Source organism: Pandoraea sp. NE5, assembly GCF_024363545.1.
Classification (GTDB): Bacteria; Pseudomonadota; Gammaproteobacteria; order Burkholderiales; family Burkholderiaceae; genus Pandoraea; species Pandoraea cepalis.
The window spans coordinates 680,776-694,838 of the sequence record NZ_AP025517.1 but is presented as its reverse complement, the minus strand read 5'-3'; the positions used below and the strand labels follow the sequence as shown (position 1 = coordinate 694,838).

At 61.5% G+C, this 14,063-nt stretch carries 13 protein-coding genes; 7 read left to right on the top strand and 6 right to left on the bottom strand.

The window, feature by feature from the left end; genetic code table 11:
- Positions 1–101 precede the first annotated feature (101 nt).
- Positions 102–1,022, top strand: coding sequence for an alpha/beta fold hydrolase (locus PanNE5_RS03220; RefSeq protein WP_150562416.1), 921 nt, complete (start codon positions 102–104; stop codon positions 1,020–1,022).
- Between the two features lie 355 nt (positions 1,023–1,377).
- Here PanNE5_RS03220 and PanNE5_RS03215 read toward each other — a convergent pair whose 3' ends face one another.
- Positions 1,378–2,328 (bottom strand): LysR substrate-binding domain-containing protein, encoded by a 951-nt coding sequence (locus PanNE5_RS03215; protein WP_261939216.1) that lies wholly within the window; start codon positions 2,326–2,328, stop codon positions 1,378–1,380.
- 129 nt (positions 2,329–2,457) lie between these two features.
- Between PanNE5_RS03215 and PanNE5_RS03210 the strand changes: the two genes are divergently transcribed.
- The 3 genes from PanNE5_RS03210 (at position 2,458) to PanNE5_RS03200 (ending at position 5,509) form a co-directional block, all read left to right on the top strand.
- Positions 2,458–3,672, top strand: a complete 1,215-nt coding sequence (locus PanNE5_RS03210; RefSeq protein ID WP_261939215.1) for an MFS transporter — start codon at positions 2,458–2,460, stop codon at positions 3,670–3,672.
- A gap of 46 nt (positions 3,673–3,718) precedes the next feature.
- Complete coding sequence (locus tag PanNE5_RS03205; protein WP_261939214.1) at positions 3,719–4,609, top strand: oxidoreductase; 891 nt, start codon at positions 3,719–3,721, stop codon at positions 4,607–4,609.
- 330 nt (positions 4,610–4,939) lie between these two features.
- Complete coding sequence (locus tag PanNE5_RS03200) at positions 4,940–5,509, top strand: YdeI/OmpD-associated family protein (protein WP_261939213.1); 570 nt, start codon at positions 4,940–4,942, stop codon at positions 5,507–5,509.
- Between the two features lie 164 nt (positions 5,510–5,673).
- Here the strand turns inward: PanNE5_RS03200 and PanNE5_RS03195 are convergent, their stop codons facing one another.
- The 5 genes from PanNE5_RS03195 to PanNE5_RS03175 form a co-directional block, all read right to left on the bottom strand.
- Positions 5,674–7,047, bottom strand: coding sequence for an MFS transporter (locus tag PanNE5_RS03195; RefSeq protein ID WP_261939212.1), 1,374 nt, complete (start codon positions 7,045–7,047; stop codon positions 5,674–5,676).
- Positions 7,048–7,253: 206 nt separating this feature from the next.
- A complete protein-coding gene (locus PanNE5_RS03190; protein WP_017235542.1) occupies positions 7,254–7,874 on the bottom strand; it encodes a pyridoxamine 5'-phosphate oxidase family protein in 621 nt (206 codons plus the stop codon).
- Entirely contained in the window at positions 7,864–9,255 is a 1,392-nt protein-coding gene (locus PanNE5_RS03185) for an adenylosuccinate synthetase (RefSeq protein WP_261939211.1), read from the bottom strand. The genes PanNE5_RS03190 and PanNE5_RS03185 overlap by 11 nt, the downstream gene beginning before the upstream one ends.
- Positions 9,252–9,716: a RidA family protein gene (locus tag PanNE5_RS03180; RefSeq protein WP_017235544.1), complete on the bottom strand. Its 465-nt coding sequence runs from the start codon at positions 9,714–9,716 to the stop codon at positions 9,252–9,254. Before PanNE5_RS03180 ends, PanNE5_RS03185 begins: the two co-directional genes overlap by 4 nt.
- Before the next feature lie 120 nt (positions 9,717–9,836).
- Complete coding sequence (locus PanNE5_RS03175; RefSeq protein WP_017235545.1) at positions 9,837–10,610, bottom strand: AraC family transcriptional regulator; 774 nt, start codon at positions 10,608–10,610, stop codon at positions 9,837–9,839.
- Positions 10,611–10,735: 125 nt separating this feature from the next.
- On the opposite strand from PanNE5_RS03175, the gene PanNE5_RS03170 reads away from it, so the two are divergent.
- The 3 genes from PanNE5_RS03170 to PanNE5_RS03160 all read left to right on the top strand — a co-directional run bounded on the left by PanNE5_RS03170 (position 10,736) and on the right by PanNE5_RS03160 (position 13,945).
- A complete protein-coding gene (locus PanNE5_RS03170; RefSeq protein ID WP_261939210.1) occupies positions 10,736–11,593 on the top strand; it encodes an alpha/beta hydrolase in 858 nt (285 codons plus the stop codon).
- A gap of 200 nt (positions 11,594–11,793) precedes the next feature.
- Positions 11,794–13,389, top strand: coding sequence for an MDR family MFS transporter (locus tag PanNE5_RS03165; RefSeq protein ID WP_026132286.1), 1,596 nt, complete (start codon positions 11,794–11,796; stop codon positions 13,387–13,389).
- 4 nt (positions 13,390–13,393) lie between these two features.
- Entirely contained in the window at positions 13,394–13,945 is a 552-nt protein-coding gene (locus tag PanNE5_RS03160; RefSeq protein WP_017235548.1) for a MarR family winged helix-turn-helix transcriptional regulator, read from the top strand.
- The last annotated feature ends 118 nt before the right edge of the window (positions 13,946–14,063 follow it).

Genomic DNA, 14,063 nt, shown 5'->3' with positions numbered 1-14,063 from the left:
ATCCCCAGAAAGAAACGCTTGACCTTGACAGCGATGTCAAAGTTTAACCTCTTTCGACCGCGCGGATTTCCCGCCGGTCCCTTCGTCAAGAGACCCCCAATATGACACCATCCAATGACACGTTTGACGGAACGTTTCCGTTTTCGCCGCGCTTCAGCGATGTTGCCGGCTTTCGCATGCATTACGTTGACGAAGGGCCTGCCGACGGCGCGGTCGTCCTGTGCATTCACGGGGAACCGACGTGGGGCTACCTGTTTCGTGATCTGATCAAGGCGCTCGCGGGCGACTACCGTGTGATCGCGCCCGACCACATGGGATTCGGCAAGAGCGAGACGCCGGAACATCGCACGTACTGGCTACAGGATCATATCGACAACCTTGAAAAGCTCGTGCTTGCGCTGGATTTAGACGACATCACTCTCGTCATGCACGACTTCGGCGGCCCCGTTGGCATGGGACTCGCCGCACGGCATCCGGGCCGCATTCGCCGAGTCGTCAGCACGAACGGACCGACGCCGTTTGGTCAAAGCACGTTATTCGACCGGCTGAATGCGAATGCCGCAGTCTCGCCATGGTTCCAGTGGATTCTCCGCTCCGATTCGCAAGGTCGTCTCGAACCCGTGCTGGACGAACTGGGCTTCAACATCCTGAGTGTCTTGAAGCTTAACGGCTTCGAAAACCACGCGCGTATTGACGATACGTGGCTGCGCGCCTACGGCTCGCGCTTCGCTCTGCCGACCGACAGTGCAGGCGCGATTGGCTGGGCAAAGGGCTTCGCGATCGGGGCACATCGTTTCGAAGTGCCAGACGCGCTAGCACTCGACGCGATCCGTTCAAAGCCAGCGCTTGCCATCTGGGGGGAGGCCGATCGGACGCTGGCAGCTGAACACTTTCTTCCGCTGTTCAGCGAGCTATTTCCCATGGCGCCGGTTCACCGACTCGCCGGAGTCGGCCATTACAGCTTCGAGGATGCGCCGCAAGCGATCACCGGACTGATTGCCGCATTCTTGAAGGCCCACTAACTCGCGCTTGGCCGGCCCGCAACACCGGCCTGGTGTGTCCGGAGTCGATCATTTCAATTCTTCCCCGCAGTCTGGCGCGGATTGAGCGTCGCAACGTCCGAGGAGAACGGCCAGACGTTCGTGCTTTGTAGAAGTCCGTTTATGGCCGATACCGGTCACGCGCGAAGGGCAGTTTCTGACCCTTCCCGGACGTTCTCTGTTGGCTGCCTTAAATGTCTCTTGTCGGAGATAGACGGTCATCCGAATGCACATCTCCTGACGAAGGAGGGCGGCCGCGATCGGCCATTCTCTGCAACAGCGCGAGCATACCCCTCGTCCCTCAATGAGCATTAACCATCAGCGTCAACAGTCCACGCTAGAAAGACTTCATGCTCGATGGGAAGCTGGCTTTTGCCGCAGTGACGATCCACTTTCTGAACGCCCTGACGGCTTCGTCGTCCGCACGATCCACATTGACGACCATGGTGTAATCGGGGCCGCGCCAAACCGGTCCTTGCAATGGACACACGAGCCTCCCCGCGGCGATCTCGCGCTCGATGAGGGGCAGCGACGCCAGGGTAACGCCGAGGCCTTCCGTCGCTGCGGCTAACTGCAGAAACACGTGATCGAAATTGAGATGGCGTAAACCCCGCATGGTCGGCTCGCCCGCCTCCCGTACCCATTCAGACCATGCTGTGTGCGTGCTCGTCGAATGCAGCCATGTGTGGTTGCGCAAATCGGCGACGGCCCGGAGCGGACGACTGACCAAAGCCTTTGGACTGCATGCGGGCAAGCGCAGGTCGGGCATCAGGATCGATGACTTGAGGCCGGCCGCGTCTTCGGGGCCGGAGCGCACGCCGACGTCGAATGCATCGCTGACATAGCGGAGCCGGCGCGAAGTGGTCGAAAGCCTCACATCGACGTCCGGATACAGCGCCTGGAAATCTGCCAGCCTGGGAATAAGCCAGCACAGCGCAAAGCTCGCCAACGCATTCACGCGTACCACACCCCTGATTCGACGCGTGATCGATTCCCGTCGCAATAGGCCCACCGAATTGCCCAGCTGCGCGAACGCGCCGTTGACATCGCCGAGCAATGTGGTTCCCTCGTCGGTGGGCACGACGCCGCGCGCGCGACGCTCGAACAACGGAACGCCGAACCAGTCTTCCAGCATGCGGATTTGCTTACCCACCGCCCAATGCGTCACGTGAAGCTCGTTCGCCGCACCCGCGAAGCTGCCGAGACGGGCCACCGCCTCGAAGTACCGCAAGGCATTCAAGGGGGGTAACTTTTCGGTATCCGCGGCGACGCGCTTCCTGGTACTCATAGGTGACTTTTTCTCCCGTCCGAGGCAATTTTATGTCAGTTGTTGCACGGGTGGGGCGACCGTACACTTCGGTCTGGCTTGCAACGATATGCGCGACGTGACTCGCACGTGCGCGCCCTGGTCCAACGAATGCGACTTCTCTTCCTCTCCGCGCCGGCGACGAACACAGCCGAGTGCCCCGATCCGACCCGCTCCGCGCAACGCAAACGCGTTTTATGGCTCTCGTGCACGGCACACGCGTTGCACGACGGCTACACCGACATGATCTACGCGCTGTTGCCTACATGGCAGGCGGATTTCGGCCTCGGCTACGGCGCGCTCGCGCTGTTGCGCGGCATCTACGCGGGCACCATGGCGACGCTGCAAGTGCCTGCCGGCAGCCTGGCACGCTTGCTTGGCACGCGCGCGACGCTCGCGATCGGCACGCTGCTCGCCGCGCTAGGCTATGCCCTCGCGGGCATGTCGGGCTCTTTGCTGGGGCTATGCGTTGCGCTCGCCGTGTCGGGTTGCGGATCGAGCACGCAGCATCCGCTCGGGTCGGGCGCTGTGTCGCGTGCATACGGACGCGACGCCCGCGCTCCGCTCAGTGTCTATAACTTTGCCGGCGATCTCGGCAAATCCGCGCTGCCCGCGGCCGTTTCGCTGCTGATTAACTTCATGCCGTGGCGTCATGCGCTGTGGGCGATGTCGACCATCGGCATTCTGGTCGCGCTGGTCATCGCACTTTTCCTCCCTTCGGTGCGCAGAATCGAATCGGAAGCCGAAGCGACGGCCGGCGAAGCCACGAAAAGTTCGCGAAGCGGATTCTCGCTGCTGTTTGCGATCGGCGTGCTCGATACCGCTGTGCGGATGGGCTTGCTCACGTTTCTGCCGTTTCTCCTGCGCTCGAAAGGCATCTCGCCTCAGATGATGGGTACGGCGCTGGCGCTGGTGTTCATCGGCGGCGCGGCGGGCAAGTTCGCTTGCGGCGCGCTCGGCGCGCGGGTCGGCGTGATCGGAGCGGTGTTCACCACCGAAGGCGCCACCGCGCTGCTGATTCTCGCCGTGATCTGGCTGCCGCTCGCGCCCGCGACGATCTTGCTGCCGCTGCTCGGCGTGATGCTCAACGGCACGTCGTCGGTGCTTTATGGGACGGTACCCGAACTCGCGCCGGCCGGTCGCACCGAGCGGGCATTCGCGCTCTTCTACACCGGCACGATCGCATCGGGGGCACTCGCTCCGATCGCGTACGGACTGGTGGGCGATCGGATCGGCGTGCACGGTGCGACGATCGTGACCGCCGCCACCGCGCTCGTCATCTTTCCGTTAGCGCTTGCGCTTCGCCGTCATCTGAGCACGACGTGAGTTGCCAAGTACGAGCGATGCTCAACAAATCAGGAAGCCTACGACAATGCATGACACTCCGACAATCGCCCTGGTGGGCCCTGGCGCAATCGGCGCTACCGTTGCCGCTGCGCTTCACGAAGCAGGCCGTACACCGGCGCTATTCGGGCGCACCGCACACGACCATCTGCACGTGCGATTCGACGGCGGACAGATTTGCGTGCCTGGGCCCGTGCGGACAAATCCGGCCGGCATCGAAACGACGTTCGATCTCGTCTTCGTCGCGGTGAAGACGACGCAGGTCGAAGCTGCGTCGACATGGCTGTCCGCGTTGTGCGGCGAGAAGACCGTGGTTTGTGTGTTGCAGAACGGCGTGGAACAAAGGGATCAATTCGCGCCTTACGTGTCGAAAGACCGTGTGCTGCCTTCGGTGGTCTGGTTTCCCGCTCAACGGAAAGTCGATGCCTCGGTGTGGCTGCATGCGAAACCGAGACTCACATTGCCGGACACGTCGGCGGCCCAGGCCGTCGTGACGGCGTTGCGCGACACCCGCTGTTCCGTGGATGTGACCGAGGACTTCACCAGCATCGCGTGGCGCAAACTGCTTCAGAACGCAGTCGCCGGATTGATGGTTCTGACGGGCCGCCGCGCCGGCATGTATTCCCGCGCCGATATCGAACACCTGTCGCTCGCGTATCTGAAGGAGTGCATCGAGGTCGCTCGTGCGGAAGGCGCGGCACTAGGCGATGAGGTCATGCGAGAAATCGTCGATGGATTCCGGCGCGCACCACCCGACCTTGGCACATCGATCCTCGCCGACCGGCAAGCAGGCCGGCCGCTCGAATGGGATAGCCGGAACGGCGTCATACAGCGTTGCGGCCGCGCGCATGGCATCGCCACGCCGGTCAGCGATCTAATCGTGCCGCTGCTGGCGGCGGCGAGCGATGGACCGGGTTAGGCTCAGCACGGCCGTCTGTTCGGTCCATGCGTCCAAGAGCCGGATCGGACGTTGACGGGTTTCGAAGTCAACCGGGCATCCGAGTGTCCGGCCTTTAATTCAGGCGAACGGCTGAAGCTGGCCGATACCTGCCCGATGGCAACGGCGGATGTTGGCGGGACACCCGATCAACGGGATGTTAAGTCAGGAAGACCTCGATCTTTCCTCAGGCAAGTCCACGCTGGATTGTCGCTAAATCGGGTATTCCAAAATCCGAAAGAATCGGTAGTCTGTGAGGCTTCGGCGAATCAAGGACCATCGCTGCGTGAAAGCAATCATCCGGATCTCTCCATGACTGAACCTCGTTTCACATTCCTTGACCAGCACGAATGGGAAAACTGGTTGGCTCAGAACGGCGGTACGTCGACCGGGATATGGCTACGCCTTGCCAAGAGGGGCACCGGGCTGCAGACATTGACGTATGAGCAGGCGCTGGAAAGTGCCCTTTGTCATGGCTGGATCGACGGTCAAAAGCAGACGGAAAGTGATGAATACTGGTTGCAACGCTTCACGCGACGCTCCGCAAAAAGTATCTGGTCCCGACTCAACAAAGAGCGGGCCGAAACGCTGATCGCCGCAGGCAGAATGCTGCCTTCTGGCATGCGGGAAATCGAGAAAGCCAAAGCGGACGGCCGCTGGGAGGCTGCCTATACATCGCCCAGTAACTCGGTCGTGCCGGACGACCTGCAGGTCGCACTGGATGCCAATCCCAAGGCCAGCGAGTTCTTTGCAACGCTGAGCGGCCGAAACCGCTACGCGATCCTGTTTCGGATACAGAACGCCAAAACGCCCGCGACGCGGGGGCGCAGGATCGAGGCGTTCATCGGCATGCTGAATCGCGGTGAAACCATTCATCCCTAAGCCGCGCAGTTCAACATCCAAAGCAAGTCGCCGGGCGATGCCGCGCAGGGTGGGCGACCCGCTGCGCGCGCCTTGTGCCGTGCGTCGAGGCCCCGACGCTGCTATTGGGTCGTGCGGAGATGGGGCGAAGCGTTACGCTCCGCAACCACGCGCGAGCGAGCAGATCAGGTCGAGACCGTCTCCAGTTGAATGCCCTTCGTTTCAACGCCGAAGAACCAAACACATGCGGCGGCAATGCCGAAACAAACCGCCCCGAACAGAAATACGGCGTCGCTCGTTGACCACGTGACGATCGCTCCCACGAGGGTCGGGCCCAACAACGCGCCAATTCGACCGCAGAACGAGGCGTATCCACACCCCGTGGCGCGCGCCCGCGAAGGAAACAATTCCGGTGTATAGGCATAGAGGACCGCCCACATACCAAATGCGAAGAATTGCATGCTCGCCCCTGCCACATAACTCGACCACTGGTCGGCCCCGGCCTGCAACACCTGGCCGAAAACATAGGTGGCGAGCGCGCCGCCAACGAGGGTGCCGACGCACGTCAACTTTCGCCCTAGACGTTCTACCGACCACGCCGCGACGAGGAAGCCGGGAATGCCGCCGAGCGAGATACAGACCGTGAACAGAACGGACTGCGTGACGGCGACCCCGCTCGCCTGCTGCAGCGCGCCAAGCCATGTATTCAAACCGTAGAATCCGAGAAGCGCGAAGAACCAGAGCGTACCGACGACCAGCGCGCGAACGCGGTAGTTCGCCGACCAGATGACTCGCATGCCGCGTTCTTCGAGCAGACTCTCCGAGGCGATCGGTGGAACGTGGGGCAGGACATTCAGGTGAAGTCGGCGCATGACCGACTGCTCCACGCGCGCCACAACCGCATCAGCTTCGGCATACCGTCCCTGCGATTCGAGCCAACGAGGTGACTCCGGTACATAGCGGCGAATGACAAACAGGAACAGCGCGGGCACGGCCTCCAGGGCGAACAAGACGCGCCAACCGTGGTGCGCCAGCACGTAGTAGGAAAGCAGTCCGGCGCTGATGAAAGCGATAGGCCAATTACCGTCCATCAACGCCAGATACTTACCTCGCTTGTCGGTGGGAATGAACTCCGACAGCAAGGTTTGCGCGAGCGGTAACTCCATTCCCATGCCGATCCCGAGCAGTAACCGGTACGCACTCAACTCGACCGGTCCCGATGCGACGGCACAGAGCACGCTGCCCAATCCCCAGACCACCATACTGATCTGAAACACCGGCTTTCGTCCGAAGCGGTCGGCAGCAATGCCCGAGCAGATTGCGCCGATCGCCATGCCGACGAAGCTCGCACTTCCGATCATCCCGGCCTGCACATTGGTAAGTGCGAAGTCGGCCTTGATCGATCCGAGCACGAACGTCATGGTGGCCAGATCGATATTGTCGAAGAAGAATGCCAGCGCTATGACGAGAAACAACCAACGGTGATACCCGCAGATGGGCAGCCGCTCCAGGCGTTGGGCCGCCGTTACACGACCGACTTCAATCGATTGCATTTTCATTCAACCTCCTCCGTTTTGACCGATCTCGTGGAATGTGTCAGTACCGGAGATCGGTACTGACATCCATCAATGTGGGCCGCCAAAACTAGTGAGGCGCGCGGGAAAATGTCGCATGCAATCGGAGTTACGCCAAGATGATGCTGCGGGATCACGTGGCACGCTTGCAACGCAAGCGACGGCGCGCGTCCCCATACTGCCCAACGCGATTATTTCGTGCGACTGAAGCGATGAGGATCGAACGCTCCTTCCGGGAGGCCCGACACGCACGCCCCTCGCTCGAATGGATAGCGAAGATAAGGTGCTTGAGGCTGGCCCGGCGGCGAATACTGGCCGTCTGCGAGAATGCGCTTCTTCGCGCTGAGGTTCTCGATCTGACATCGAATGGCCACGATCTGATTCGCGGCCCCCGGTTCGATGGCGGTGTAGTCGTTTTCCGGGCGAAACTTGCCCAATGCCTGGTTCTGATGTGCAATCACGTCCTGTGTTTCCATGCGGGTGAAAGCTTTGCATCGCGCGATGACGCTGTAGTACTCAAGACTGGTGTTCTGCCCTTTGGGCGCTTTGAGCAATGCGACGGGGCGATCGATCACGATAACAATGTGCGGATCTTCCTGGATCAGTTTGGAAAATTTTCCGAATCGCGAGCAGTGAATCAGGAAGGCGTCGCCTGTAAACGTAAAGCTTTGTGGCACCACGTAGGGAAACGGCTTGTCGTTCACGGCCACACGACAGATCAGCTCGTCGCGCAAAAACGCTTCGATGGCAGGCCAATCGGTCCACGTCAGATCCGTTCGACGCATTGTGTTATCAAGATACTCAGGCGTCATGATCCATGTCTCCTGTTGAAATGATGAGTTGTTGTTCTCGCCCGGGCCCTACCCCGATGCCCGCGACGCGACACGCCGTTGCCTCCTGGACCGCCAGGACAAATTTTTGCAATGACAAGGGAAGCAAAGAGAAGGCAAGCGGGGTATCCGGGAGGGCGTCGAAGGCGGGGAAGTGGCGGATTGTCGGAAGCGACCGACCCTTCCGTGCCTCGTCGACCAGGACGGGAATCCGACCGTCGCGTGTCTTTGAGAACAGTGACAGGCAATCGCACTTGTTCAGATACAGTTCGTCCACGCCATGGCGCTCGACGACCGCAGCCAGCTCGGCAAGGTCGAGCCGCCCGAGACGGCGCGGCCGTCCGCTGCCGGTGCCGTATTCTCCCGTCAACAGGCGAAGGGCGACGCCGACCGCAAACTCGTCCTCCGACGCCAGCATTTCGTGAGCGTCGAAACGGTCTTGTTCCTCACGCCAACCAATACCGCGCAGCTCGGCGTCTGCGCAATAGCGGGCTGACTGGTCTCCTCCGAATTCGGAGCGAAACGGCCCCGCGCCGACGCGCGAAGCAATGGCCTTCGCGACACCGATCGTCTTGCGGTGATATTGACTGGGAAGATCGCCACCGACGAAGGCAAATGCCGGCGCCGTATGACTGGCGGTGACATAAGGCTGTTGTCCGCCGGTGACGTCGAGCATTACGGACTGGGCACCTTCGAACAGAACGCGGGCCCCACCCTTGACCCTGCGCGTAAGCCATCGCGAGTCCGCGACGACGATTGTGCTCTGTAGGTCTTGCCATGCCGCGCGCATGCCTGTGATTGCGACGGCTGTCGCGGCTAAGGCTTCCGACGAGTTGTCGTGTAAAGCCGCGTAACGCGCCATCTGCTCGAACGCGCCCGCTTCGTCGGCGACCAGATCGCGAATCTGTACCACGGTGCGTATGCCGCGCTGCCAACGGAGCGACAAGTCTGCATAGCATGGACCAATGCCGTTGCCGGTCGTGCCAATGCCAGCCCCGTGTCCGGCATCGAGATCGAGATGCACGGGCTGAATGACCGTGCAGTGTTCACTCAAGTACAGCCGCGTTGCCAACTGACAGCCGGCGTTTCGGAGCGTGGTGATTTCGTCGGAAAGTTTCGTTAGATTGACGACGCATCCGGAGCCGATGTAGAGCAGCTTTCCCGAATGAAATACGCCTGAAGGCACCTGGGCGAGTCGAGCGCTTGCGCGTGGAGTCTGCACCGTGTGGCCTGCGTTCGCACCACCATTGAAGCGGGCGACGATGTCGTAATCGGCCGCAAGCATGTCGACGATCTTGGCTTTTCCCTCATCGCCGTATTGGAGGCCGACAAGAACATCGGCATACCCCGAGCCGGCGCTCATGAGGCGAGGGCGAACGTGGCTTCCACCTCGACGGGCGCATTGAACGGCAGACTTGCCACGCCGATGGCGATACGGGCATGCGCTCCCGCCTCGCCGAAGAGCTGCGTCAGTAGTTCTGATGCCGCGTTCACGATAAACGGCGCGTCGGCAAATCCTTCGGATGTCGCGACGAATCCGCCTACCCGCAACACGCTCTCGACGCGATCGAGGCGTCCGTCGGTGGCAACGTGGGCCCAACCAAGAAGATTCATCACGCAAAGCCTCGCCGCACTTCGTGCGTCATCGGTCGAAACGTTGGATGGCACTTTGCCCACCCAAACGGGCACGCCATTTCGCACCGGCAATTGCCCAGAGACGATGAGCGTGTTGCCATGCAATTTGAAGGGCTTGAAAGGGGCCGGTGCCACCGTAAGGCTCGGCAATGCCAGCCCCGCTGCGGTGATGCGGTCGTAGATGTTCATGAGATCTCCAGAATGGCGCCGCGGCTGCGGCTGCCTGTCAATTCTGGATGATCCGGCAGGTGGGGAATGTAGCGGCGACGCAGACGTATATCGCGATTGCGCCAATCGACATCAGGCGACTCAGGGCTTGAAAAATTCCGTCGGCGTGCAACCGAGCGCCTTGCGGAACATCGCGCTGAAAGCGCTTGTACTGTCATAGCCGAGCGACGAGGCAATGTCCGTCACGGAATGTTGCGCGCTCAGCATCTGCACGGCCACGAGCAATCGGGCTTGTTGCCGCCAGCGCGTAAAGGTCATGCCGGTCTGTTCCGGAAACAGCCGGATGATGGTGCGCTCGCTGGCGCCCACGACTCTGCTCCACGCCGCGACGGATGTCTCTTCCGAGGGATTCGAAAGAATCCACCGACAAATGCGGGCGATGCGCTCGTCCGACGGCATGGGAAGGTGCAGCGGCTCGGTGCTCAGCGGTCGAATCTCATGAAACAGCAGATCTACGACGGCCGCATCCCGGCTATTGGGCGCATAGTCGACAGGCATCCGGGTGACGGCGTCGATGAGTTCGCGCAGCAGCGGCGACACCGACACCACGCAGCAATCGCTTGAGCGAAGCGGGGCGCGGTCGGCATCGAAATAAAGCGTGCGCATTTCGATGGCGCCGACCGCCTGCATGCAATGCCTGACGCTCGGCGGTACCCAGACAGCGCGAAGCGACGGCACGACCCAGTTGCCTTTCGCGGTGGTGACGACAATGGCACCCGTGCTTGCATAGATCAGCTGTCCACGGATGTGTTCGTGATAATCGATGAAGAAGCGATCCGGCAGGTCGCGAGCCATGCCACCCACCGGCCGCGCGATCCGCTGGTAATCGTCTCGATCCTCACTTTTTCCGAACATGGCGTAACCTCGTCATAGCTTGACACTTGTCCGCGCGCCGCGGCGTCGTGTGTCTCTTAGATTCGGAATTTGCGCCGTAACGATGCGGCGCGAGATCGACTTCCATTCCGATAAGTGAGGCTAGCATGCCGGTTTACCGTTCATTTGATCAAGAGGCGTTGGATCGTCAGTACAACGTTCGCGCGGGCATTCCCGATCATCTCGAAATTTTTTCTCGTTGGGCCCGCACTGGCGAAGCCTTCCGTCGCGCCAAGACGTTCAGGGAGGATGTCGCCTACGGCAGCGAGGCGAAGCAGACCTACGACCTGTTTCCCGCGCCGGGGCAAGGCCGGCCAACGCTGGTGTTCATTCATGGCGGCTACTGGCAATCGCTGGATAAATCCGATTTCAGCGCGCTGGCCGGTCTATATCAGGCCAACGACATCAACTTTGTGGTCGTGAACTATCGCTTGGCGCCAGAGGTACGGATGGCGGAAATCGTCGACGACAATCGCCAGGCAGTGCTGCACCTGTACCGAAATGCCGCGAGCCTCGGCATCGATCGCGACGCAATTTATGTTTGCGGCAGCTCGGCGGGTGGTCATTTGACGGCTGCATTGGCAGGCACTGACTGGGCGTCGTTCGATGCCCCTCCCAATTTGATCAAGGGGGCATGTGCGATCAGCGGTCTTTACGACCTTGAGCCGATACGCCTGTGCTATCTGAACAAGGCGGTTCAGCTCGATGAAGATGACGTGGTCGCCTTTAGCCCGATCCATCATCTCCCTAAAGTACCGCTGGCGTACATTCTCAGTGTGGGCGGAGACGAGTCGGATGAATTTCATCGACTTCAGGCACAGTACCAAACGATACTGAACGACCACGGTCTGGACGTACGGATCGTGCGCCAGCGTGACGGCCATCATTTCGATGCCGTTGACCGAGTGGGCGAAGCGGGGAGCGATCTTTCGAGCGCGATTCTCACCATGATCAACGCTCGATAATTGCCTGTGGCATTGCGTGTCCGGCCATGCGTCGCGATCCTTCGTGATCGACGGACTGTGGTCGGTTACCGCCGCTGGCGAATGGTCGCTCCTGGCACCCTATTGCGCCGGGCGCGATTGTCACCGGTTGCCTTAAGCGGACCCATCGGCCCGTCGATGTGTTAAAATCCTTGACTGATCAAACATTGATCCGTCAAAAAATGGCTCCCAGTCCCAATACCCCGCATTCGGCGGGGCAGGTATTGCCGTTCCGGCAATCGATCGTGGCGATGCTCGGCCTGTGTTTCTGTACGATGATGGTGGCGCTTGACCAGACAGTGGTCGGTACCGCGCTGCCGACCATCGTCTCTGAACTCAAGGGTTTCGAGTACTACGCCTGGGTCGCAACCTCGTATCTCCTCACCTCCGTCATCACCGTGCCGATCTTCGGACGTCTCGGCGACTTCTACGGACGCAAGCCCTTCGTCGTTGCGGCCATCATCATCTTCACCGCCGCATCGGTCCTGTGCGGCGCCTCGAACAGCATGTTGTTCCTCGTCATTGCGCGCGCTCTGCAAGGTATCGGCGGCGGCATGCTCGTCGGCACCGCATTCGCCTGCATCCCCGAGCTGTTCCCCGATCCCCACGTGCGTCTGCGCTGGCAGGTCATGCTCAGCTCCGCCTTCGGGATCGCCAATGCCATCGGGCCCTCGCTCGGCGGTTTCCTCACCGAAGCCTATGGCTGGCGATCGGTTTTCTACGTCAACCTCCCCGTGGGTCTGCTCGGTCTGTGGTTTGTCGGCCGTCACCTGCCGCATATGCGCGCCGGCGGGCACGGCAAGGCGAGCCTCGACTGGCTCGGCGCCGTCCTGATCACCGCCACGCTCGGTAGCCTGCAAATGCTCGTCGAATGGCTGCCCGCCGATGGCCTCTCGCGCGGCGTGCTCATGTTGCTCGTCGTGTTGGCGATCTCGTCGTATGCGCTTTACCAGTGGGAGCGGCGCACGTCGCATCCGATCGTGCCGTTCGAAATGTTCCGCGACAAGAAACTTGCGCCGCTCTTCGTGCTGTCAGCCTTCGCCGGCTTCACCATGTTCGGGGTGCTGTTCTACGCGCCATTGCTGCTCCAGGGCGGCTTCGGCCTCTCGCCGAGGGAAACGGGTCTGCTGATCACGCCGATGGTCGTGTGCATCACCGTCGGCAGCATCGTGAACGGCCGGCTCATCACGCGCCTGCCAAATCCGAACGTGATGCTCTACGGCGGCTTCTTTCTGCTCGCGCTCGCGTGCGCCGGCGTGATCACCACGCATCGCGGCACGCCGCATGCCCTGATCGCCACCTACATGCTGTTCGCCGGACTGGGCCTCGGTTTCGTCATGCCGAACCTCACCGTCTTCGCCCAGGAAGTTGCCGGGCCCGCGCACTTGGGCATCGCCACCGCGCTCATGCAATCGCTGCGCATGATCGGCGGGATGCTCGGCACGGCCATCGTCGGTACGCTCGTGAACCACAGCTACACCGGCCGCGTGACGGATGCCCTCGCCGCCAACGGCGGTACGCATTGGGTGCCGCAACTTGCCGATCCGCAGATCCTCGTCAATGCGCAATCGCAAAGCGATTTCCTGAGCGCGCTCGCACCCCTGGGGCAGAATGGCGCGCTCTTCATCGAATCGGCTCGCACGTCGCTCGTTGCCGCCATCCACAACGGGCAAATGATGTCGCTCGCGGCAGCGCTCGCCGGTCTGTGGTTCGTCAAGCGCGTGCCGCTCATTCGTCTGACGCGCGGCGCCAAGCCGCAGCCGCCCGTCGGGGAGTGACGCGATGCCCACACCGCAAAGACGCAACGTTATCCAGCAACTCGGCCAGACCTATCGGGCGATGATGCTTGCCTTCGACGCTCAGGTCGGACACCCGCTGCCGCGCTGGCGAATCATTCTCGCGCTGGCCGAGCGGGGTACCTGTTCTCAGAAGTTTCTCGCGGAACATTGTCGTCTCGATCCGGCGTCGCTCACGCGTCAGTTGAAGGCGATGGAAGCGCTCGGCTGGATCTCGCGCGCGACCGATCCGCACGACAACCGTCTTACGAACGTCACGCTTACCGTCGCCGGCATGGCCGTGTACGACGAGGCGACGCCACGCCGTCAGGCCTTCTTCGACGACGCGCTCGAAGGCATGACGCCCGCCGAGATCGCAACGCTGGAAAGCGCGCTCGGCCATCTGGAAGCGCAGTTCAAGTCGGTGGCGTCGCGAGCGAAAGCGACCGATACGGACGCGAAGTCAAGTGGCGACGCGACGCGACCCGCGCACGTCGAGACACCGACGTCGGCGTTAGCCACGTCACCCGGCAAACGCGCGTCGCGCAGTCGAGCGTAAGCGCCTCGTCGCGACGCGCCGTTGCTCACATCGCGACCGTATTTGACGTAAAAAAGCCGCCCATCGTGAGCTGCATCCCAACGGTTGGATTCGCGTCCAACCTCGCGGGGCAGTTCAC